Here is a 21,805-nt window from a genome sequence, read left to right as displayed (position 1 = left end):
AGAAGAAATCATTACTTGCTCATGCTATGGATCATACAAACTGAATACTTCTCTCTTACGCACTATTTCCTTTCCTTTATTAAAGCTTACTCGTCCTTTCTTACACCAATTCCTCAAAATCCCCTTTACATAAGCAAGTGTCCCCTTATTATTTTCAAACGCAATTTTAAGTGCCTCTAGTACTTTATCTCCTGAAACTCTTTGCATCCATTCCTTTAATTCCTTCGCGATATATGGAGATAGACTACTAATGTTTTGTTCGTAAAATTTATAAACTTCACTATGCGGAGTGGCATCCTCTACTCTTTCTACCTCTTCCTTCTCTTGAATAATTACTTGTTGTGAATTACTATCAACCTCTTCCTCTGGCATACCAAAATACTGAAGTAATAATGGAATCTTGCATTCTTCTTCAAGACATTTACGTAAAAACTTATGTAGGAACTCTTTACTTTTCACCATTTTCAGCTCACGTAATACACATTTCTCTATGTTCGTATTAAAAATAGGATTATAGTGTAACCAATTTATAATGAATAACTCTTTCGTTTCCGCATCATATAAAATCTTCCCGTATTCCACAAACCGGTTCAATAACTTCTCAACAGTCTCCATACTGTAACCAGTTTCAAGCTCTGCCAAACGCTTCGGTAATATGTAAATACCACATTGCTTCGTTTTCGTACCAGTTAACAAATATATGTAAAAATAACGCTCCTCTGGCGTTAAATCTAATATGAATTCATCTTGCCAAAAGTTCACCTGCACATTACGGTACACCGCCATCAGTTTTCCTCCCGCTCTTTACTAGTAAAAAGGAAAATTCCAATCCTTCAATATAAATATAGGAATGAGGTAACGGTTTTGGCATTCGAGTTCCAAATTTTTTTAACTACTACAACGACGGTTTTATTTTTTCGAGCTTGTTTTGTTCTTGTAGTTGTTTTTGTTTTTGTTTTTTCTTAGTGATTTATTACTTGGTAGGTGCTTATAAGGGGCTTTGAAGGGGCTTATATAGTGTTTTCATTCCTCTCTTATCCGATGCCTAATTACAAATGTCTCCAACAATCTTCATATATTGCAGACAACCATTATGATTCACCTGCTCATATTTACACGAAAATAAAAAGCACTTGTTGCCTTCGTAGACAATTCAGTGCTTAAAGTTAAAAGCTTATAAATAAAAGTGTCTATAATCGACATAGTTGATTGAAATACAATTCTGTTACATTTATTTTAGTAACGATAATATGATACATACCGAATTATCTACAACTGAACGTTTTGGGCGAGATTTCATTAACACCGTTAATCCAATTAATGAAGTGACTAGCGTTTGTGCCAATGCTTTAGCATTCACATCACTTTGCAGTTCTCCAGACTGAATTCCTTTAGTAATTAATTCTTGAAATATAACTGAAAGATACATTTGATGTTCTCTAGTCAGCACTTCAAATTTTTCATTATGAGGAGCAAGTTCCACCATTGTGTTAATACAAAAACAGCCTTTATTTGATTCTTTTTTATATCCCTCTTCCACCATATTTTCAAAAAATATACGAATGGCCTCTTTTACAGATTGTTCTTTTTGAAGTTTTGTTCGAATGCTAGCTGCGTGTATATTCGTGTATCTCCGTAATGCAGCTTCAAATAGCCCTTCTTTATCACCAAATGCCGCATATAAACTCGGTCTTTGTATTCCCATTTTAGCAGTTAGATCACTTAATGAAGTAGCAGCGTATCCTTTCTCCCAAAAAAGTTGCATAGCAGCATCCAAAGCTTTTTCTTTATCAAATTCACGTAGTCGAGCCATTTAACCCCTCCTCTTTTTTCACCTGTTTTCTAAATTATAAATCACGTTTTTATGTACTAATCAGTATATTATATATCGTATTAAATTATAAATGATATGTCAAAAGAAACTGAATTTAATTTACAATTCACTTGACATAGCAACTTATCCCTGATTATATTTGACTTACGAAATAACATACCGTTCGGTACATTATTTTAATAATAAAAGGAGATGATATTATGGATACTAAAGAAAAAATGACAGCTGCTCTTACACAGAATAATGATCAGTTCCAATCACCTATCAATACAATCATGCCCCGCTATATAACTCTATTATTTTCAATAGCTTGCGGGATGGCTGTGGCGAATATATACTTCGCTCATCCTCTACTTGATTCTTTATCAAATGCGTTTAAGATCAACCATTCAACTATTGGTGTCGTTATTACGATTACTCAAGTTTGTTATGCACTCGGATTACTTTTATTAGTTCCACTTGGTGATTTGTTAAACCAAAAAAGACTTATCATTGTTCAAATGCTTTTATCCGTTTTCGCTTTAATTGTGGTCGGAGTCGCTCCTTCAAGTACCGTACTTTTTATAGGTATGGCCTTAGTCGGAATTCTTGCGACTGTTACGCAGACACTCGTCGCATACGCATCCATTTTAGCTAACCCAAAAGACCGTGGGCGAATAGTAGGTTTCGTCACGAGTGGTGTCGTAATAGGAATTCTACTTGCACGTACATTTGCCGGAACATTAACAGATCTAGCGGGATGGCGTTCCGTTTATCTTACCTCTGCTGTACTTATGCTCTTCGTAATTGGTTTGTTATATCGTAATTTACCTAGTCTTGAACATAAAAAAACAGCTATGACCTATCGTAAATTATTACGTTCTGTTCTCTTATTATTTGTAGAAGAAAGGATCTTACGTATTCGCGGAATATTAGCATTGCTTATTTTTACTTCATTCAGTATTTTATGGACTTCATTAGTTTTACCTCTAAGTGTTGCACCATATAATCTATCACATACAGCTATCGGAGCATTTGGTCTTGCTGGAGTTGCTGGTGCATTAGCTGCCACTAAAGCCGGACAACTTGCTGATCGCGGATTCGGAGAGAGAACTACTGGCATAGCCTTATCCTTATTATTACTTTCATGGCTCCTAATTAAATTAATGAACCATTCTCTATTCCTACTAGTTATCGGTGTTATCCTTTTAGATTTAGCTGTGCAAGCTGTACATGTCACCAATCAAAGTATACTTTTCACAGTGCGTCCAGAAGCGAGAAGTCGCCTCACTGCCAGTTACATGATTTTTTATTCTATCGGCAGTGCAACAGGTGCAATTCTTTCCACAAACATTTATGCAAGCTACGGATGGAACGGAGTTTGTATATTAGGTGCATCCGTTAGTGCTTGTGCTCTTTTATTTTGGGCAATGACCTTACGGCGATCATCACAACTAAAAGAAGACTAATTCATAAGTATATTTTTTAATATGTGTTTTTCTACAAGACTATAGAATACCCTTTACTTTTTAAAATAAATCAACGGCATTTTCATATAAAAAATGCCGTTGATTCCAAACTTTTATGTATGTGATTCGCCATTTCATGATAATAGATCATATACTAGCGAAATACATCTATTACAAATTACCTTTAACTTGTCCGACAATCTCATTTATCGTATTTCGATCAAACTTATCACTAATTTCGTATGGCTTACGATCTCCTACTAATTGTACCCCTACGATGTCTTTGCGGTCCTTACCATATTGCACTTCAATAATAGATCCGCGCTCTATTTGTTTCCAAATGTGGCTTGCTTCATCTTTATTATCTAAAATAATACAGTCCTCAATAGTTTCATCGATTCCAATTAACTTGTTATCTTCCATATATCCAACCTCGTATTGTAGACGTTCTTTCGCTTTTCCGCTTACTAATATACCTTTGCTACCGTATGAGTAATCCGTATAATCCTTTTTCTCCGCTTGTACCGCTTTCGGCTCTTTTGCTTCAGTTTTTTCAGCAGTTCCACACCCCGCAATAAGACCGATTGGCATAACCACCGTTAATACTACTCTAGTAAATTTCTTTATCATTTATAACCAACCTCACATGTTTAACTTTAAATTCCATTTATTCCCTTACCAAATAATAACATAACACTAAAGAGAAAGTACCAAAGATAAAATATTATTTACATTCTCCAACTTTAAAAACCTATGCGGAAAGTTATACATCTATTTTGTCTCTTTCCGTTTACCTTAATGTAATATTCTCATGATTATAACTAGGTGGAATATCGAAATCACAAAATGAATTGCCAAGGAATTATAGAAAGTAGACATCCTACTCACATACGATTAGTATTAAATTTGAGAAGTATGGAAGACTCGATAAAAATATAAACTAGATAATTACAATTAAAATGGTCTTTATATAAAGGAAGGAAGTGCACAGCTATGGATTTTAAAACAGTTATGTAAGAGCTTGAATCCCTCGGTAAGGAAAGAACGAAAAAAATATACATATCTAACGGTGCGCACGAGCCGGTTTTTGGCGTAGCTACAGGTGCTATGAAACCAATCGCTAAGAAAATAAAATTAAATCAAGAGTTGGCTGAGAAACTTTATGCCACAGGTAACTACGATGCTATGTACTTTGCAGGTATTATTGCAGATCCAAAAGCTATGAGTGAGTCTGATTTTGATCGCTGGATGGACGGGGCATATTTTTATATGCTATCCGATTATGTAGTGGCAGTAACTTTATCAGAGTCAAATATTGCACAAGATGTTGCTGATAGATGGATTGCAAGTGGGGATGAGCTTACAATGTCTGCAGGCTGGAGTTGCTACTGCTGGCTTTTAGGAAATCGCAAAGACAATGAGTTTTCCGAAAGCAAGATTTCCGATATGCTTGAAATTGTGAAAAATACGATTCATGATTCACCAGAACGAACAAAATCCGCTATGAATAATTTTCTAAACACTGTCGCAATTTCATATGTGCCACTACACGACAAGGCAGTTGAAACTGCAAAAGAAGTTGGTATAGTTGAAGTAAAACGTGATAAGAAAAAAAGCAGTCTTCTAAATGCTTCCGAAAGTATTCAGAAAGAACTTGATAGAGGAAGACTTGGTTTCAAACGTAAATATGTAAGGTGTTAAAAGTATGAAGGTGTCAATCTAGGAAAGATTGACACCTTTTTTGTGGACATTACTAGACTAACGGGACTGAAAGTTAAAGGGAACCAATCATTCATTTCCCTCTATACATCTCATACTTCTTCTATCAATTTATATACCCTATCTCTTTTCTCATCATTTTTGATAAAAGTAAGCTTTCCTTCTGTAACAAACCCTTCTAATATTAAGCATACTTGTCCAAAGGCTTTAGGCTTATTCGTTGTAAATCTTTCATCTGATATTTTACCAGATCGTATTAATTGTTCGCATAGCTCAAGTGCACTTATTTCTTCAGAATTAAATAATCCCAAAATATCTTTTTGCAAGGGCGATAAAGGTGCTGGGATCTCAGCTACCTCCACTTTCTCTTTTTCTTCTTCAAATAAATCTTCAAATGAAATTTGATTCATTACATCTTTTCCTTTCTAACAACTGATTTGTATAACATGAACTGAATCCTATAGGTACGAGAACTTTAAATATTAGTTATTGTTATGTAGTACTTACCTTATTACATGAATTTCAAACTCATGTACATCATTTCATATAGTATGTTTTGATTATACCAAATATACGTTCTGTCTTCTATTGTAGAATTTTTTATAACAGGTATGAAGGTAATAGTGAACATTTATCTCCCCGTTAGTTGTATACACTATGTAAAAAAACAGAAAAAGTTTACATAATAAAATTATAGTTTTCTATTAAATTTCTACGCTAAAACGTAAAAAAGCACTTGTTGCTTTTAGTTGACAATCAAGTGGCTTTAAGTTTATCTGTTTTTAAGTAACATTAAATTTGTCAGTTTTATAATAACAGTACGACACCTTTTATATGTCATGACAACTACTACGTTAAAACTTACGAGTTTCTATCAGTTCGTTAGTTTAATATGCATTCCATGTGTTTTGAAGTATGCACTTTTTAATAGCCTACTCTTTTTTTTCCACTGCAAATACACTTTCTTTTCTATTCATCTACCTATATGATTGTTATCTTTAACCAAGCACCACATTTTTTAGCATTCTCATGTATAAAGTATAGTTTTAGCATTTATAAAGTTACTGTAATCCATTTCGTATATTTGCTTAATATCTTAAATTATTAATTACAACATATAAAAGTTGGTAATTAAGGATTCTTCAATCCATTAATAAAATCCTTAAAGCTATCAGCTATTTTATACGTATTTTCTTCTTCACTAGACTGTGGAAAATAAAAAGAGTGATCCCAATAATATACACCATGGTTTTCAGTATCTGTAATAAGTACAATTAACCCTGAACTCGGATCATCTCCTATGATTAAACTGGTCGGTAACATATCTTCTTCAAACTCTTCATAGCATTCACTTAAATCAAAAGTTTTTTTTACACCTATACCATACAAAACATCTAAAGGGATTTCCTGATTTAATTCTTTAACAAAAAATTTACTATACCTAACTTTCGAAGTCCCTCCGTTATATTCACTTAAAAAATTTTTATAATCTTCCGGAAGTAAAAATCCTAAAAACTCTTCTAATTCTTCAATTGATTCTTCAGTTGCTTTACCAAAAGCATTTAAATTCATTTATTTCACTCCTATTTAATCTTTTAACTTCTTAGCTAATGACATTCCACCCATATGTCGAAATCTTCTGTGCATCTCTTTACTAACTTCTTGCATTGTTGTTAAATCTTGATGATGGTGCCATGTGTTTTCATCTAATTTTGGTCCATTTGGAGCTAATTCATCAGCCTTAGCAAAATCAATGTCATATCTATTAAATTCACCTATCGGAACTTCTTGTCTTACCAACCCAGCAGATTTAAAGTCGGGAAAACCTCCAGGATAAGAAACTCGATTTGGAGGAATCTCCCAATCAATATAAGTCCATATTCCTTCCTCACTAATTTCGATTTTCCCACCTTTTTTCTGCCATTTTTCAGGATCTCTAGAATATAAGGGTTTAGTAGATAATTGTTCCTCTGTAAATTTCACTATTTCTGGATTTTTACCCGTACCCTATGTTGTAATCTTAAACCCTTACAATAAAAAAACAAACCATGTAAACCTTATTAAACTACTTCTTTTTCTTCCACTACCGGCAATTCATAAGCTGTTTTATATTTCATCATGCCATATACAATGTTTACAAGTCTTCTCATAATACAAACCAATGCTTGTCCTTTTGTTTTTCCTTCTTTTAGTTTCTTTTGATAATAAGCGTGAAACACTGGATTTCGTGGCATCTTACTTCCTTTGGCTACTTGCACTTGCTGTACTGCTAAATTATAAAATAAAGCGTGTAGCGCCCTGTTTCCTTGTTTACTTTTATGTGTCTTACCTTTCCCACCAGAACCAAAGTAAACAGGCGAAATCCCCGCAAATCGTGCTAATTTGTTGGCATTGGGAAATCGTCTTATATCTCCTATCTCAGCTATTAATGCTGATGCCGTCACAAGTTCTATTCCCGGCATCGTCTCTAATTGATAATCTAGTAGATTTACTAGCTGTTTTAATTCTCTTTCGATGTATTTCATTTCTTTCTTTTTAAACTCAATCTCCCGTACAATACTTCTTACTAAAAAGTTTCGCATTTCTTGATACTCTTTCATTGTTTATCCATCTTCTTTCACAAACTTTAATATGTCACTTGCTTTTTTCACTGAACATGTATTGTGACTAACATCTAATAAAAAAGCCGTTAATTGCTTTACACTAACGCCCTCTAAACAATAGGGTGACGGATATTGCTGCCAAAACGCTAATGCTGTTATCCCATCTACTTCTGAGAAAAACTTTTTATAGCTTGGATAATGATGGTTTAATTGAATATGTAGTTGGTTCTTTAACGCACTTTGTGCTTTTACTAATGCATTCCTTCTTGAAACCAGTTGTTGTATCGACCAAAATAAATCGTTTGGCTTTGCATCTGGCAATTGATTAAATTTGTTTGCCAGTATGCGTGCCACACATTCCGCATCCCAACTATCATTTTTTTGTATCATCACTTGGCTTTTTCGTTCTAAAAATGATAAAGCCGGATTTACTTCTTTCACTATTCGTTCATGATCTACTAAATATTTCGCTAACGCTCTTCCGTAACCACCAACATCCTCTAAACCAAATACAACAGTTATCCCATCACACACATATGTCTCTACTTCTAATAAAAACTTCGAAAATGCAGATGGTTTATTATCAAATTGTATTTCTCCTAATTTCTCTTGCCAACAATTAATAATAACAGCCGTATGATGCTCCTTATGTAAATCTACTCCTACATACAAATAGTTCTGTCTATTATGCATAACTCATCCCTCTATTCAATGATTTAGTCATATATAAAAATGTCGGCAACCTTAGTTCGAGCGTTCATCTTCCGATGCGCATAGGTACGCAAGCCTATCCATTTTCATAATTTCATAAGTACTTATAGTAAAATGAGCGATTTTTTTAAGTACGACTGTTATATAATTGCTGGATGTTTCCCATTTGTTTGTATTTGTCCGTATGTGTACACCCCTCGATAAAAGCTCTCACGGTCTAACATACGTTTCACTTGCACTTTCGTAAACAGCTTCTTTTTCCCTGTACGATAGCCCTCTAAATTAAGCCGTTCTGCCAATTGAGTCAGTGACCAATGCCTAAAAAAGTGTCGCAATTCAAATAGTCTACGTACAACTACTGCTTTCTCAGCATCCACTTCTAACACTTTTTGTCCTTTTGTTGCCTTGTAGCCAAACAGTACACCACCACCTGCATATCCACCTTGTTCCGCTTTCTTCTTTCTGCCCCTACTTAGCTTTAATGCAATCTCGAGACGTTGATATTGGTCTAGTAGCTCTAACATGCCATTTACTAAAAAGTCATTTGGGTCATGTGCATATATACTGTAGTTTGGTTGTTCAATTGCTTTCACATCAACCACATGTTTCTTTAGTTCTCGTTGTATTAACACTTTTGCCATATCAGAGCGCCATAACCGAGATGTATTTAGTACAATAACTTTGCTCACTTGATGATATGCAATATCCGACAATAGCTCTTGTAGACCTTCACGTTCAACTGTTAATCCATCTTCATCTACTGTCGCTCCGCTAATTCCTTTATCTTCGTATATGTGAAGCAGTTGTAATTCATTCTCGTTACAGTACCGTTCAATTTCTTCTACTTGATACGCCAAGCTGTACCCTTCACGTACTTGTCCTTCTGTTGAAACTCGTACATAACCAACTACTTTCTCTTCCATATTGAGTCCCTTCCCGTTACAGCAATTACAATCCCTGTAACGTTTACCCGTTTTTTGCGGATAACGTGTACATAACGTCCATCCGTTAAAACGTACTTTACGATGACTTCAAAAAGTAACACAACCCTTTATTTTTTCCTCTACTATCGTCGTATACTGTACATAGCCACTACAGTCTATAAAACAACAATAAAAATTTAACACTTAATGCACTTATAAAATTATATTGCTCTGTTAAATTTCTACGCTAAAACGCAAAAAAGCACTTGTTGCCTTTAATTGACAATCAAGTGCTTTAAGTTCATCTGTTTTTAAGTAGCATTAAATTTGTAAGTTTTATGGCAACAGTATGACACCTTTTATATATCGTGACAAATACTACATTAAAAATTACGAGCTTGTACGAGTTCGTTAGTTTTATGTCCATTCCATGTCTTTGTATTCGTCGCACAGTAAAATGTCATATCGCCTAAGCTCGTACTTCGTTTTCTATTCTCTCATTGCACATATTACTCTATGATGGTACAACCATCATGGAGTATATATTTTCAAACACCCTATTATTTTTTCTATCCATTTCACATAAACTTTATTTTTCATTCATCATTATATTTTTTAATCGTGTAATTTACTTAAAAAATCAGTAAATGTATCTGCAATATAAAATACATTTTCTCTTGCCAGTTCTTCTACTTGTGCTTCTGTTAAACCTTCTTGACGCATTAACATTTCTTTTTCGCCAGCATTCTCATGCTCCCAAAAAACTACAATTGGGTTTTCTGTATTATTTTTATAATCTAAACATATTAAATTTCCAGCTGGATCAATTGCAATAGGGAAAATCTTTTGCGGAAGCGTAGGTTTATATATTTCATACTTTTTAATAATGTACTCACTACTTTCCTCATCAAAACTAAATAAACTACCAAAGCAACGCTCTACATTGCCTACATTAAATTCTTCTGGTAATACACTCGCACCTCCATTTATTTTTACACAATCAATATAATCTTGAGGTAACTGGAAGCCTAATTGTAATCCAATTTCTTTAATCTTAGTTTCTGATACTTCTGCATCAGCATATTCCCACTCTAAATCTTTTCTCATCTAATACCCTCTCCCCATAATTTATTTCCACCAAGATGGTTAACCCCATGAATATCTGTTAATACTAATTGCATCTTTCCAGGAACCTGATGATGGTGCCAAGTAAGCCCCTTTATTCTTGCTCTCCCCTTTTCAATCTGATTAAGCTGTTGTGGAGTAAAAAGTTCCCTTGATACTTTACCTTCTTCAATTGCCTTTTTTAATATCCTTGTACACTCTTTAAACTGATCTGTATCTTTCATAACATAATATTCTTCCTTTAATTTTAACGTAAATTTTAAGTTATCTCCTTTAAAAATAGGAAAACCTAACACATCATAGTCTACACCCTGCACATGTGTTCCTCCTGCCAATCCTTTATTAATTATATTATTTTTAGGTGAAGCGTTTAAAAAGTCATCAACATATCCTACTACTGATTTAAACTCTTCAACACTATCATACCCAAATTCTTTGATAGTAGTATCATCTACTTGTTTTAAGAAATCTTCAACACTATCATATCCCTTAGGCACAATTGATCTATTAATCAAATTTCCGTCTTTATCGTAATTATTTTTAATTACTTCGTCAATTTCAGATCTATGAACAGCGTTACCCGTACCCTATGTTGTAATCTTAAACCCTCACAATAAAAAAGCAAACCATGTAAACCTTATTAAACTACTTCTTTTTCTTCTACTATCGGCAATTCATATGCCGTTTTATATTTCATCATGCCATATACAATGTTTACAAGCCTTCTCATAATACATACCAATGCTTGTCCTTTTGTTTTTCCTTCTTTAAGCTTCTTTTGATAGTACGCATGAAACACTGGATTTCGTGGCATCTTACTGCCTTTTGCTACTTGCACTTGCTGTACTGCTAAATTATAAAATAAAGCGTGTAGCGCCCTGTTTCCTTGTTTGCTTTTGTGTGTCTTACCTTTCCCACCAGAACCAAAGTAAACAGGCGCAATCCCCGCAAATCGTGCTAATTTGTTGGCATTTGGAAATCGCCTTACATCCCCAATTTCTGCAATTAATGCTGATGCCGTCACAAGTTCTATTCCCGGCATCGTTTCTAATTGATAAGCTAGTAGTTTTACTAGCTGTTTTAATTCTCTCTCGATGTATTTCATTTCTGTCTTTTTAAACTCAATATCCCGTACAATACTTCTTACTAAAAAGTCTCGTGTTTCTTGATATTCCTTCATTGTATGTCCATCTTCTTTTACAAGTTTTAATATTTCGCTTGCTTTCTTTACTGAACATGTATTGTTGCTAACATCTAATAAAAAAGCTGTTAATTGCTTTATATTCGCTCCCTCTAAACAAGAGGGTGACGGATATTGCTGCCAAAACGCTAATGCTGTTTTTCCATCTAACTCTGAGAAAAACTTTTTATAACTTGGATAATGGTGGTTTAATTGAATATGTAATTGGTTCTTTAATGCACTTTGTGCTTTTACTAATGCATTCCTTCTTGAAACCAATTGTTGTATCGACCAAAATAAATCGTTTGGCTTTGCATCTGGCAATTGATTAAATTTGTTTACCAATATGCGTGCTACACATTCCGCATCCCAACTATCACTTTTTTGTGTCGTCACATGGCTTTTTCGCTCTAAAAATGATAAAGCTGGATTTACTTCTTTCACTACTTGTTCATGATCTACTAAATATTTCCCTAACGCTCTTCCGTAACCACCAACATCCTCTAAACCAAATACAACTGATAAACCATCACTCACATATGTCTCTACTTCTAATAAAAACTTCGAAAATGCAGATGGTTTATTATCAAATTGTATTTCTCCTAATTTTTCTTGCCAACAATTAATAATAACAGCCGTATGATGCTCCTTATGTAAATCTACTCCTACATACAAATAGTTCTGTCTATTATGCATAACTCATCCCTCTATTCAATGATTTAGTCATATATAAAAATGTCGGCAACCTTAGTTCGAGCGTTCATCTTCCGATGCGCATAGGTACGCAAGCCTATCCATTTTCATAATTTCATAAGTACATATAGTAAAATGAGCGATTTTTTTAAGTAAGACTGTTATATAATTGCTGCATGTTGTCCTTTTGTTTGTATTTTCCCGTATTTATACATGCCACGATAAAAATTCTCTCTATCTAACATGCGTTTCACTTGTACTTTCGTAAATTGTTTACCTTTCGCTGTGCAGTATCCTTCTACATTCAATTGTTCTGCCAATTGGGTAAGTGACCAATGTTTAAAAATGTGTCTTAACTCAAATAGTCTACGTACAACTACTGCTTTCCCAGCATCTACTTCTAACACCTTTTGTCCTTTTTTGGCCTTGTAGCCAAAAAGTACGCCACCACCTGCATATCCACCTCGTTCAGCCTTCTTCTTTCTACCTCTACTTAACTTCAACGCAATTTCAAGTCGTTGATATTGGTCTAATAGTTCTAACATGCCATTCACCAAAAAGTCATTTGGATCATGTGTGTAAATACTATAGCTTGATTGTTCAATTGCCTTCACATCCACTTCATGTTTCTTTAGTTCTCGTTGTATTAATACTTTCGCCATATCAGAGCGCCACAATCGTGATGTATTCAACACAACAACATAGCTTACTTGTTTAAACGCCATATCCGACAATAGCTCTTGTAGTCCATCACGTTCAACTGTTAATCCCTCTTCATCAACAGTCGCTCCGCTTAATCCTCTATCTTCATACACACGAAGTAGTTCTAAATTATTTTCGTTACAGTAACGTTCAATCTCTTCTATTTGATACGCTAAACTATACCCATCACGTACTTGTCCTTCCGTTGAAACTCGTATGTAACCAACTACTTTCTTTCCCATCATAAATCCCCTCCCGTTACAGTAATTTGAGTCCCTGTAACGTTTATCCGTTTTTTTGCGGATAACGTGTTCGTAACGTAAATCCGTTAAAACGTACTTTACGATGACTTCAAAACATAATACAACCCTTTATTTTTACAATAGTTTTTTCTCTAGTAGTGTCGTACACTGTACAAAGCCACTACAGTTTATAAAATTTAACACTTAATACATTTATAAAATTATACGTTTACCAACTTATTTCTACTCTAAAATGCAAAAAAGCACTTGTTGCCATAATTGACAATCAAGCGCTTTAAGTTCATCTGTTTTTAAGTAGCTTTAATTTATAAGTTTTATAATAATAGTATGACACCTTATATATATCGTGACAAATATTAATTTAAAACTAACGAGCTTGTACGAGTTCGTTAATTTTATGTCTCTTCCATGCGTTTATATTCATCTTTCGGTAAAATGTCATCTCACCTAAGCTCGCACCTCGTTTTCTGTTCTATCATTGTACGTAATACTCCATGATGGTACAACCATCATGGGTCTCTACTTTTAAACCACTTATTGTTTTTCTTTCCACTACAAATATACTTTATTTTTTATCTGGTGAATATACAATTATTCTCCCTTGTGGATATTCACCTTCCCATCCACAAGGCCATCCCCCAAGCTTATAAACCTCAAAGATTCTTTCATAAAAATTATCAACTTTTCCATTTACTAAACGATTTAGTGCACACATATGTAAATCTCCAATTATTTCTTCAAAAATATCAATATATTGTAATACAAAATCACCTGGATAGTTCTCAGATGATTGAATAATCTCCCTTATAGGACGCTCCATAGAGTTTAAATCATGCTCATATAATTGTCCTATTATTTCCCCACCTTCTGAGGATTTAATATCTTCCCAAACGTTTTCAACCTCATCCAAATCTTGAGACCATGCCAATTCTTGTGCTCTTTCATACTCATTAACCATAACAACATCACGATTTAGAAGGTTTTCATTATGAAAAAGTTGTAAATTTGTAATAAAATTAATAACCTCTTCGACTAATTGAGTGTTTTTTCCGTACTTCATTTATTTATCCACCTTTCCCAAAGTTCTTCAGTAGCACCGCCACCTCTTTGCCAAATCTTTATTTCTTCATTTAATTTTGTTTTGTAAAACTTCTCAATACCAATTTCTAATACCTTTGATTTGTATAATGGCAAGCCACTTTCTGTACCTTTTTTTAATTTTTGTTGCAATTCAAATACTTGTTGTTCCAACTCCTTAATACTTTGATTGATATTTAATTTATCTAACTGATCTTTAACCACATTATTATATACACTATGAAATCCTCTATGCCTAGACAAAGCACTTGGATCTTTTGCTGGTATCGGTAAAAATATCCCGTTATCAGCATGATCCATATCCATTCCAATTTTCTTTAATACCGGATGATTTCTTAAATTTTTAGGTATTATATGTTGCGCCTGATATCCTTTCCGTGATGCAGAACGTGGAAGCCCCATGGATTCCAATAAATTTTGCCCTAATTTTGTAGAACTACCTCCTGTAACCTTTCCAGGGGTACCTGGAATAAGTCTAGTAGCTTCACCCGTACCCTTAACCCCACCACTCTCCAAATTCGAGATCCTACTCTGAATACTCGCCTTTGAGGCATCATGAGCTTCTTTTACGCTTTCACTGAAGTTCGTTCCACCGTATCTACGTACGCTTCCATCAAGTAATACTTCTTCACCTCTAATGAAGGAGAAAGCTATTATTTAAACCTTTTACTAATGTATTTTCAATTATATAATACTAGTAATTTCTGTTAGCCCTAATTCATAAAAATATTTTTTATACACTCAAAGCATACCTATCTATTAAAAAACACTTGTTGCCTTTAGTCGACAATCAAGTGCTTTCAGTTCATATGTTTTTAAGTAGCATAAATTTGTAAGATTTATAAGATCTGTAAGTTTTGTATTAACAGTACGACACCTTTTACATGCCATGACAACTACTAAGTTAAAATTGACGAGCTTGTACGAGTTCTTAGTTTAATATACATTCCATGTGATTATATTCATCGCCTAGTAAAATGTCATATCGCCTAAGCTCGTACTTCGTTTTCTATTCTCTCATTGCACACAGTACTCCATGATGGTACAACCATCGTGGAGTACTTACTTTCAAACACCATATATTTTTTCTATCCACATCAAAAACAAATTCGTTTTCATTCTCTTTTCTTGTCTACCTTAAAATAAAAAGCACTTGTTTCCTTTAGTTGACAATCAAGTGCTTTAAGTTCACATGTTTTCTAAGTTTTTAAGTCACTAGTCACTTTAAGTTTGTATGTACAATTTTGATACTGAGAATATGAAATCTTTTGTATTTCATGACAAATAGTACGTTTAAACTAACGAACTTGTACGAGCTATTTGTATGGTACAGTACCAATAAATTTAATTTCTATATTTTCGGATTCATCTCCACTTTTCGCTTCATTGTATTGAAAATCATAGAGTACAATAACAGAATTAATACTGTATGCTAATTTATCGCCATTTATTAACTCTTTTATTTTTGGGATAATTAGTTCGCTATAAGAAAAATCATTTAAAATATCGTCTACATTATTTTTAGGATTTTCATAAAAACAAATTTCAATGTTATCTTCATCATAATAACCAAATTCAAAATTTGTTCCAAACTTTGAGTCTATTGAATCTCCATCTTCCGTATATTCTATATCAACATACTCCTCAAGATTTTCAAACGATTTAGAAACTCCAAACCACACTGAAGCCATTCCACTATATTCCATATTATCACTCCTCATTTTTTTAGAGTACCTGGTAATCCTTCTACTCCACCCTTGTATCTATAATGAGACCACATCTGTAACCTTCTTACAAATGTATCATAGTCAAGTGATGTGTCTATTATCTCTAATATTTCATTATGCGCTCGCTTAGAACCCGGCGCACGATGATGTTTCCCTGGTGGATTAATAAACTCAACATCTTTTGTTGGTGTTCTCAATTCTTGGATTTGTTTAGCACTTATCCCCCATCTTTTAAAAGTAGGTGCTCTTGCAATCATTAACCATTCATGTAATTTCCCAGGCGATCTCAATCTTGAAGAAATTACTTTTTTAACTTCAGGATTAGCCCACGCTATCTCTAATTCATCTAAAGTTATATTGTCAAACCACTTAATAAACTCACCATCTCTTACACTAGGAATATCTTTTGGGTTATAAATATTAGTACGAGATGTAATTTTAACAAAATTATTTTGAATAACCTCCGATTTTCTTTGATTTGGAGTTTGTCTTTTTACTGTAGCTTCACCCGTACCCTTACTAGCAAGAGAAGCCTCTACACCCTTAATCTTATCATCTATAATCTTATTACTTTCTGTATGATGCTTATTCACCCAGCTTTGGAAATCTGTACCACCTTGTTTAGATATTAGTAAGCCATTTCCGTCAACTTCAAAACTTGCCGATTTGGCTGTCCTATCATCTATGCTTTTGGCTATTTTTTCGCCAAATTGATACATCTTTCCATTTCCAGATTTCTCTATTTTAAGGCTCGCTAGTTTCAAACGGTCAAGCATAGTAGCTTTATTATCACGCAATGATTGTACCACATTTTTACCCAAATTTGGATTGAAACCAGGGATTCCTTCTTTGAATTTTAATAATTTCGCTAAATCAGCTAATTCATTCGTGCCTTTGAATGCTTTTACTCCTTTTCCTACTGCTCCAACAACTGGAATTGCGTCTAATCCGCCAAAAATGATGTTTGCTGTGCGTTCTTCTTGGCTCAATTTCCGGTGTGTTCCCCAGTCTTCTCCGTCGATACCGCTTTTTATTTGTACAGCGCCGTATACTACTGCGGCAGCGGTCCCAAGTGGTGGACAAAGGATTGTTGTGATGATGATTCCTACGCCTATTCCTATGTCTCGTATCATTTCTAGTTTTTTCTGTTCATCTTCTATCGATTTGTATTCAAATCCTCGTGTGGATGGGACTACTTTCTTGTATTCTTCATAATTTAGTTTTGCATCTGGATTTTGTTTTTTTAGTTCTTTGTATTCCCCTCTCAGTACGTTATCAAATGCAGGTGAATCTTTAAAAATATCTTCTACAGTTATTTTATCTTTTTTTGTTTTTATTGTTTGCGGTACACTTCCGTATCCCGCGTGCGCATCTGGTAATACTGTCGTTGTTGTAGAGCCAATTCGGTTATTTGTTTCGAAACTAAGAATAGATGTATCTCTCATTTTTTGAGCGAATTTATCCATTTCTACTAAAAAAGGTTTATCTATATGTTCAGACACCAATCGCCCTGCTTCTCCGCAATATTTTTGTAATGTCGAATAGCTATCAAGTAATTCCCCGATTTTTTGCGATTGATCTTTTGGGTTAAAATGTATACTACCATCTGAGTCTAAATCTCGTATTCTTCCATCAATTTTTTTTAATGATTCATTTGCGTCCCGTAATTTTATGAGTGCATCTTTTGTAATTCGATTCATACCATCTCCCATGTCTTGCCATGGTTCAGGTCTATATTTCACATCCATTTCGTTTTCATCCCCCAGCCGTATGGTGATTTCTACAACTTACTTAATATTTCACGTAATTGTTCGTCCTTTTCAAGCATTTCTACACATACGTTCCCTACAACTGTCGCCGACCTCGAATAGTGTTCAGCCAATTCAAGTGTTTTGTGTAATATATCAGGATATTTTTCAATTACTCTCATCGCTTCACCTTTTTGATAAAAATCACTGCTTAATAAACTCTCAATATTCGTTCCAATGACGTCTACATGGATTGTATATATGTTTTCTAACTTCATTACTATATCAAGTAGTTCTTGAAAATTAACTAATACTTCTTCTCCACCACTAGAACCGCCATCTCCCATTGATACTTGCATTATTCAATACCTCCTAACGAGAATTGTCTCGGGTCAATTAATTTTTTATACGGCATTTTTAACACGTCATACAATTTCTTATTAACCGCATAGAGGCTCACCCAGTCATATCGATTACGATCTACATCTATTTGAACGAAATCTTCTCCTTCAGTGAAATATAAGAAACATTCCCATTTTCCTCCTCTATTACTCCGAGGCCTCGTATACGTTTCCATCGCTATAACGTCTTTATTTGATAAATCTTTTTCCTCAAATGTTTGTTGTTCTGTTTCTGTCATTCTCTTTGAGAAAAATGTATCTTCTATTTCCCTCGGTTCTCTCAACAAGAAAGGGATGCGTGTTAATAATGAAAAATATACGTCTGGCTTTGGTATGTAGTCGATCTCGTATTTTTTATTTGGCTCTACTTCTGTTAATACAGCCACTCGATCTTTATCATGTTTCAAAAAACCAATTAATACATTATTAATTCTCGTGTATTCATGACAATTTTCATATTCCTTTAATAGCTCAATAATTTGAAAAGCTGCAGGGGTAATTCCATTTTCGCTTGTAAGTAAGCCTTTTTCTTTTAAACTCGTAGTTGCTTTTGTGACACATTCTTCATCAAGTAAAATAATTACGTCACGGTTTGGCAATCCAAATATATCCGTAACCCCAGCTGCACCTGCGAGAACATATAATTCAGCAGGTGCAAAATTCATTTCTTTTCCCATTCTTTTATCCCTCATTTCTCCTTCACAACTGTTTTATCGCCCTTACTTCCGGTCTATCTCCGTACGTCTGAATACTTTTATCTAACTCTTTCAAAGCTTTCGTATGTCCTTCAAATGCCTCTACCATTTCTGAGTTATATTGAATGATTAAATCTAGATAACTTAAAAAGGCATCTCTCGTTTTTCCATTCCAGTTCGCACATGTAACGTATGCTTTTAAGTTTTTCGCTTGGTTTAAAGAATCCTTCATACCATTTTCAATATTTTGCGCGTAAGAAATGGCACTTGCAGTGTTACTTCCTATAATTTCAACCTCTTTACCACTCATGTGGGTTCCCCCATTCTTTATATGTTTAATGGATAAGATTTTCAATTTCCTTTTTCTTTTCTTCAAAAGCCTTGGTCGCTGCATTGTATGCGGACGCTTTCTCCGCTTCTGCTTTCGCTTTATATTCCAAATACTTTGCATAAGCTGTACCTATCGCAGATCCAACATCGCTTAATGCACTCTTAAAATAGGATAGTACTGTATTTAATTCTTCATCCTTTTCATGACGTTTTTGTTCAAATTCAACTGCTGGAATTTTATTAGCTTCTAAGCCATTACTTTTACTCTCATAATCTCTCCTCGCTGATTCAGCATCTTGAATGAATCGTTTTAACTCTCTTTCTTGATTTTTTAAATAATCATGTAATTTATCATACTGATCTCGTTTCCTCGCGCTTTCTGTAAAACCCGATGCATTTAAAAAAACAGTGTACAATTCCTCTAACATCTTTCTCCCCCTTTATTACAATAACTATGTAGTTAAATTCGTATATTTAAACATGAATATTCATTACATTGAGAATTTATAAATAATTATTTTTGCATATTGCTATTCTATCAAAGGGGTTTTAACATTTCCATATTTTATAAAAAGGTTTCGCATTTTTCTTCAATTAAATAGCAATGAATATTTATTATCTAAAAATTATAGTTTTATATAGATTATTGGAATTTTATCCACATTAAGTGAATTAATTACAAATGATCATCATTTACATGTTATAATTACGATGTGTACATTTAGCTGTATTAGCTGTATTAGCTGTATTAGATGTATATGTGTAATACGTATATTTAATAAAGTTAAATTAAACTGGGGAGGCTTTCTCAAATGGGCAAGAAAACAAGCAAAGCTAAAAAAATTTTGGGATTCGTAATCACCACAGCACTAGCAACTACAATGATGGTAGGCACAGCAAACGCACAAACAACTACGAATAACTATAAAGTAGCTGGCAATGCGAACACTGTATTTACAGATGTACCAAAGGACCACTGGTCAAAAACTGCTATTGATTACTTAGCAGCAGCAGGGATTTATAAGGGATATGGAAATGGAAAATTTGGTTTTGGGGACAACATTACTAGAGGACAGGTTGCTTCTTTAGTCAATCGACATTTAGGTTTAATAGCAGATGATAAACAGGGAAATATGTTTAGTGATATTACAAATCATATGTTTGAAAAGGATATCAAAGCCATTGCGCAAGCTGGAATTATGACAGGTGATGGAACAGGTGCATTTCGTCCAGATGACGCATTAAATCGGTATGAGATGGCAGTAGTATTGCAAAAGGCATTTCAATTAAACTCAAAAGGACAAGAGAACTTTAAAGATGTACCAAAAGGTCATTGGGCCTATGAATCTGTAAATACGCTACGTAGTAACCGGATATCCCAAGGTGACGAGTCTGGTAATTTTAATGGCAACATGCTTGTGAAACGTGAGCAGTATGCACAATTTTTCTATAATGCAATAGCAAAGAACAGATCTTATAATTTCAACATCAATACAAAAGAAGAACTGAAACAAATGTTAGCAACAGCTTTACAGGATGGGACGTTTGGTCCATTTAAATTAGATGTACTGGGTAAAGATATATCTGAGGTAAAAAAAGAATTTGGAGTGCCTGATGTTTGGAAGCAAGCACCATGTACAGAATGTGATGCACCTACTACAGCGGTATATGGAGATTATAATATTGATATGTACCCTTCGGACGCTAGATATATATGGGTAAAAATGGATATCACTATCGATGAATTAAAAGAGTGGTTTGGTGAGCCAGATGGAATTGGAGAGGATATGACTAGTGAAGGCTTTATATATAATCGAGGAAGCTATTCTCTTTATTTCAGCTTCTCTGATGGTTATATTCAACGCGCTGAAATATCTAAAAGTGAACATCATTAATACGTTACAAGCAATATAAAATATATAAAGCATAAAAAAATCCTTCAAGAACGTGCCTTTTCTTGAGGGATTTTATTTTGTTTCTATCTATTTAACATAATACAAAGCTGTAAAACTACTACTGATTAAAGTTCCACTTTATTTTTCTTAGTGCTCCGCATTCCATTCACTTAAATACGTTGCATATTCTAGTTCATCTGGATCATCATATAACATAGAAATAAACTCTAATTTATTTCCATCACAATCTAGAAAATATACGCTTGCAGCTGGCATCCACCTTTGGACAATTGGTTCTCGATTTCCTTTTCCTTGACTCCCTACTACCTCTATTCCACGCTTCTCTAACCATAATTTTGAAGTCTTTAAAAACTCTAAATCTACACGAAAAGCGAAGTGTTTCGTCTCAAATTCTTCATTTATATGTACTTCCCATAATCCGAGCATTTGTTTTTTATTTTCTCCTACCCAAAAGAACGCAACTCGTCTTTTCGATAGTCTTTTTGCTAATGCTAAACCTAACTTATTTTGATAGAAATCTATTGCCTTTTCTAAATTTCTGACATGTAAATGAGTTTCATATATGCTTTGTATCATTATATATTTCTCCCTCCTTTCTAAGTTTTTTAAAATATGTTTTGTTTTTATCATACAAATTAATATATTTTTAAACATCCTACTTTTGTATAATTGTTCTTTCCTTCAAATGT

General features: G+C 33.9%; 23 protein-coding genes and 1 pseudogene. 3 read left to right on the top strand and 21 right to left on the bottom strand.

The window, feature by feature from the left end:
- Positions 1–24: 24 nt before the first annotated feature.
- Together DN408_RS19975 and DN408_RS19965 are read right to left on the bottom strand one after the other, a co-directional pair.
- The gene (locus tag DN408_RS19975; protein ID WP_033730807.1) at positions 25–786 is read right to left on the bottom strand and encodes a DnaD domain-containing protein; all 762 of its coding nucleotides are present in this window, start codon (positions 784–786) and stop codon (positions 25–27) included.
- 445 nt (positions 787–1,231) lie between these two features.
- The gene (locus tag DN408_RS19965) at positions 1,232–1,813 is read right to left on the bottom strand and encodes a TetR/AcrR family transcriptional regulator (protein ID WP_147740317.1); all 582 of its coding nucleotides are present in this window, start codon (positions 1,811–1,813) and stop codon (positions 1,232–1,234) included.
- Positions 1,814–2,034: 221 nt separating this feature from the next.
- On the opposite strand from DN408_RS19965, the gene DN408_RS19960 reads away from it, so the two are divergent.
- Positions 2,035–3,282, top strand: a complete 1,248-nt coding sequence (locus DN408_RS19960; RefSeq protein ID WP_003190328.1) for an MFS transporter — start codon at positions 2,035–2,037, stop codon at positions 3,280–3,282.
- 171 nt (positions 3,283–3,453) lie between these two features.
- Here DN408_RS19960 and DN408_RS19955 read toward each other — a convergent pair whose 3' ends face one another.
- The gene (locus DN408_RS19955; protein ID WP_050000515.1) at positions 3,454–3,912 is read right to left on the bottom strand and encodes a hypothetical protein; all 459 of its coding nucleotides are present in this window, start codon (positions 3,910–3,912) and stop codon (positions 3,454–3,456) included.
- A 423-nt stretch (positions 3,913–4,335) separates the two neighbouring features.
- Between DN408_RS19955 and DN408_RS19950 the strand changes: the two genes are divergently transcribed.
- Positions 4,336–4,983 (top strand): DNA alkylation repair protein, encoded by a 648-nt coding sequence (locus tag DN408_RS19950; protein WP_235712304.1) that lies wholly within the window; start codon positions 4,336–4,338, stop codon positions 4,981–4,983.
- 110 nt (positions 4,984–5,093) lie between these two features.
- Here the strand turns inward: DN408_RS19950 and DN408_RS19945 are convergent, their stop codons facing one another.
- The 17 genes and pseudogenes from DN408_RS19945 to DN408_RS19855 all read right to left on the bottom strand — a co-directional run bounded on the left by DN408_RS19945 (position 5,094) and on the right by DN408_RS19855 (position 19,628).
- The gene (locus DN408_RS19945) at positions 5,094–5,411 is read right to left on the bottom strand and encodes a DUF3895 domain-containing protein (protein ID WP_016091764.1); all 318 of its coding nucleotides are present in this window, start codon (positions 5,409–5,411) and stop codon (positions 5,094–5,096) included.
- Positions 5,412–6,132: 721 nt separating this feature from the next.
- On the bottom strand, positions 6,133–6,573 hold the full coding sequence (locus DN408_RS19940) for an SMI1/KNR4 family protein (RefSeq protein ID WP_033730810.1): 441 nt from the start codon (positions 6,571–6,573) through the stop codon (positions 6,133–6,135).
- A gap of 15 nt (positions 6,574–6,588) precedes the next feature.
- Positions 6,589–6,984 carry an HNH endonuclease gene (locus DN408_RS19935; RefSeq protein WP_086395852.1) on the bottom strand — a complete coding sequence of 132 codons (396 nt, stop codon included), beginning with the start codon at positions 6,982–6,984 and terminating at the stop codon, positions 6,589–6,591.
- 77 nt (positions 6,985–7,061) lie between these two features.
- Positions 7,062–8,297: pseudogene (locus tag DN408_RS19930) on the bottom strand (IS110 family RNA-guided transposase).
- 158 nt (positions 8,298–8,455) lie between these two features.
- The gene (locus DN408_RS19925) at positions 8,456–9,238 is read right to left on the bottom strand and encodes a recombinase family protein (RefSeq protein ID WP_147740316.1); all 783 of its coding nucleotides are present in this window, start codon (positions 9,236–9,238) and stop codon (positions 8,456–8,458) included.
- Positions 9,239–9,853: 615 nt separating this feature from the next.
- Positions 9,854–10,345: an SMI1/KNR4 family protein gene (locus DN408_RS19915; RefSeq protein ID WP_002110829.1), complete on the bottom strand. Its 492-nt coding sequence runs from the start codon at positions 10,343–10,345 to the stop codon at positions 9,854–9,856.
- Entirely contained in the window at positions 10,342–10,878 is a 537-nt protein-coding gene (locus DN408_RS19910) for an HNH endonuclease (protein ID WP_255449121.1), read from the bottom strand. The genes DN408_RS19915 and DN408_RS19910 overlap by 4 nt, the downstream gene beginning before the upstream one ends.
- Positions 10,879–11,003: 125 nt before the next feature.
- Entirely contained in the window at positions 11,004–12,239 is a 1,236-nt protein-coding gene (locus tag DN408_RS19905) for an IS110 family RNA-guided transposase (RefSeq protein ID WP_078179045.1), read from the bottom strand.
- A 158-nt stretch (positions 12,240–12,397) separates the two neighbouring features.
- Positions 12,398–13,180: a recombinase family protein gene (locus DN408_RS19900; protein WP_033732027.1), complete on the bottom strand. Its 783-nt coding sequence runs from the start codon at positions 13,178–13,180 to the stop codon at positions 12,398–12,400.
- 586 nt (positions 13,181–13,766) lie between these two features.
- Positions 13,767–14,261: a hypothetical protein gene (locus tag DN408_RS19890; RefSeq protein WP_000873545.1), complete on the bottom strand. Its 495-nt coding sequence runs from the start codon at positions 14,259–14,261 to the stop codon at positions 13,767–13,769.
- Positions 14,258–14,956, bottom strand: a complete 699-nt coding sequence (locus DN408_RS19885; RefSeq protein WP_147740314.1) for an AHH domain-containing protein — start codon at positions 14,954–14,956, stop codon at positions 14,258–14,260. The genes DN408_RS19890 and DN408_RS19885 overlap by 4 nt, the downstream gene beginning before the upstream one ends.
- A 659-nt stretch (positions 14,957–15,615) precedes the next feature.
- Positions 15,616–16,005 carry an immunity 22 family protein gene (locus DN408_RS19880; RefSeq protein ID WP_033730812.1) on the bottom strand — a complete coding sequence of 130 codons (390 nt, stop codon included), beginning with the start codon at positions 16,003–16,005 and terminating at the stop codon, positions 15,616–15,618.
- An 11-nt stretch (positions 16,006–16,016) separates the two neighbouring features.
- Positions 16,017–17,774 carry a hypothetical protein gene (locus DN408_RS19875; protein ID WP_235712291.1) on the bottom strand — a complete coding sequence of 586 codons (1,758 nt, stop codon included), beginning with the start codon at positions 17,772–17,774 and terminating at the stop codon, positions 16,017–16,019.
- Between the two features lie 32 nt (positions 17,775–17,806).
- Positions 17,807–18,133 carry an MFS transporter gene (locus DN408_RS19870; RefSeq protein WP_147740313.1) on the bottom strand — a complete coding sequence of 109 codons (327 nt, stop codon included), beginning with the start codon at positions 18,131–18,133 and terminating at the stop codon, positions 17,807–17,809.
- Complete coding sequence (locus DN408_RS19865) at positions 18,133–18,852, bottom strand: DUF5081 family protein (protein WP_002013800.1); 720 nt, start codon at positions 18,850–18,852, stop codon at positions 18,133–18,135. The genes DN408_RS19870 and DN408_RS19865 overlap by 1 nt, the downstream gene beginning before the upstream one ends.
- Positions 18,853–18,874: 22 nt before the next feature.
- Positions 18,875–19,180, bottom strand: a complete 306-nt coding sequence (locus DN408_RS19860; protein ID WP_002110836.1) for a WXG100 family type VII secretion target — start codon at positions 19,178–19,180, stop codon at positions 18,875–18,877.
- Between the two features lie 25 nt (positions 19,181–19,205).
- Positions 19,206–19,628 (bottom strand): hypothetical protein, encoded by a 423-nt coding sequence (locus DN408_RS19855; protein ID WP_002013802.1) that lies wholly within the window; start codon positions 19,626–19,628, stop codon positions 19,206–19,208.
- A gap of 384 nt (positions 19,629–20,012) precedes the next feature.
- Between DN408_RS19855 and DN408_RS19850 the strand changes: the two genes are divergently transcribed.
- Entirely contained in the window at positions 20,013–21,095 is a 1,083-nt protein-coding gene (locus DN408_RS19850; protein WP_033730817.1) for an S-layer homology domain-containing protein, read from the top strand.
- Positions 21,096–21,242: 147 nt separating this feature from the next.
- Here DN408_RS19850 and DN408_RS19845 read toward each other — a convergent pair whose 3' ends face one another.
- On the bottom strand, positions 21,243–21,692 hold the full coding sequence (locus DN408_RS19845) for a VOC family protein (RefSeq protein ID WP_002128161.1): 450 nt from the start codon (positions 21,690–21,692) through the stop codon (positions 21,243–21,245).
- Between the last annotated feature and the right edge of the window lie 113 nt (positions 21,693–21,805).

Origin of the sequence: Bacillus sp. AR13-1 (assembly GCF_008042285.1) — a bacterium.
GTDB classification, from domain to species: domain Bacteria; phylum Bacillota; class Bacilli; order Bacillales; family Bacillaceae_G; genus Bacillus_A; species Bacillus_A mycoides.
Note: the sequence above shows the minus strand (reverse complement) of the source record. Positions and strands in the feature narration are given on the sequence as shown.

Excerpts from the sequence above, each read along its gene's own strand:
- DN408_RS19975 (WP_033730807.1), bottom strand. The coding sequence starts at position 786 with ATGGCGGTGTACCGTAATGTGCAGGTGAACTTTTGGCAAGATGAATTC.
- DN408_RS19965 (WP_147740317.1), bottom strand. The coding sequence starts at position 1,813 with ATGGCTCGACTACGTGAATTTGATAAAGAAAAAGCTTTGGATGCTGCT.
- DN408_RS19960 (WP_003190328.1), top strand. The coding sequence starts at position 2,035 with ATGGATACTAAAGAAAAAATGACAGCTGCTCTTACACAGAATAATGAT.
- DN408_RS19955 (WP_050000515.1), bottom strand. The coding sequence starts at position 3,912 with ATGATAAAGAAATTTACTAGAGTAGTATTAACGGTGGTTATGCCAATC.
- DN408_RS19945 (WP_016091764.1), bottom strand. The coding sequence starts at position 5,411 with ATGAATCAAATTTCATTTGAAGATTTATTTGAAGAAGAAAAAGAGAAA.
- DN408_RS19940 (WP_033730810.1), bottom strand. The coding sequence starts at position 6,573 with ATGAATTTAAATGCTTTTGGTAAAGCAACTGAAGAATCAATTGAAGAA.
- DN408_RS19925 (WP_147740316.1), bottom strand. The coding sequence starts at position 9,238 with ATGGAAGAGAAAGTAGTTGGTTATGTACGAGTTTCAACAGAAGGACAA.
- DN408_RS19915 (WP_002110829.1), bottom strand. The coding sequence starts at position 10,345 with ATGAGAAAAGATTTAGAGTGGGAATATGCTGATGCAGAAGTATCAGAA.
- DN408_RS19905 (WP_078179045.1), bottom strand. The coding sequence starts at position 12,239 with ATGCATAATAGACAGAACTATTTGTATGTAGGAGTAGATTTACATAAG.
- DN408_RS19900 (WP_033732027.1), bottom strand. The coding sequence starts at position 13,180 with ATGGGAAAGAAAGTAGTTGGTTACATACGAGTTTCAACGGAAGGACAA.
- DN408_RS19890 (WP_000873545.1), bottom strand. The coding sequence starts at position 14,261 with ATGAAGTACGGAAAAAACACTCAATTAGTCGAAGAGGTTATTAATTTT.
- DN408_RS19880 (WP_033730812.1), bottom strand. The coding sequence starts at position 16,005 with ATGGAATATAGTGGAATGGCTTCAGTGTGGTTTGGAGTTTCTAAATCG.
- DN408_RS19875 (WP_235712291.1), bottom strand. The coding sequence starts at position 17,774 with ATGGATGTGAAATATAGACCTGAACCATGGCAAGACATGGGAGATGGT.
- DN408_RS19870 (WP_147740313.1), bottom strand. The coding sequence starts at position 18,133 with ATGCAAGTATCAATGGGAGATGGCGGTTCTAGTGGTGGAGAAGAAGTA.
- DN408_RS19865 (WP_002013800.1), bottom strand. The coding sequence starts at position 18,852 with ATGGGAAAAGAAATGAATTTTGCACCTGCTGAATTATATGTTCTCGCA.
- DN408_RS19860 (WP_002110836.1), bottom strand. The coding sequence starts at position 19,180 with ATGAGTGGTAAAGAGGTTGAAATTATAGGAAGTAACACTGCAAGTGCC.
- DN408_RS19855 (WP_002013802.1), bottom strand. The coding sequence starts at position 19,628 with ATGTTAGAGGAATTGTACACTGTTTTTTTAAATGCATCGGGTTTTACA.
- DN408_RS19850 (WP_033730817.1), top strand. The coding sequence starts at position 20,013 with ATGGGCAAGAAAACAAGCAAAGCTAAAAAAATTTTGGGATTCGTAATC.
- DN408_RS19845 (WP_002128161.1), bottom strand. The coding sequence starts at position 21,692 with ATGATACAAAGCATATATGAAACTCATTTACATGTCAGAAATTTAGAA.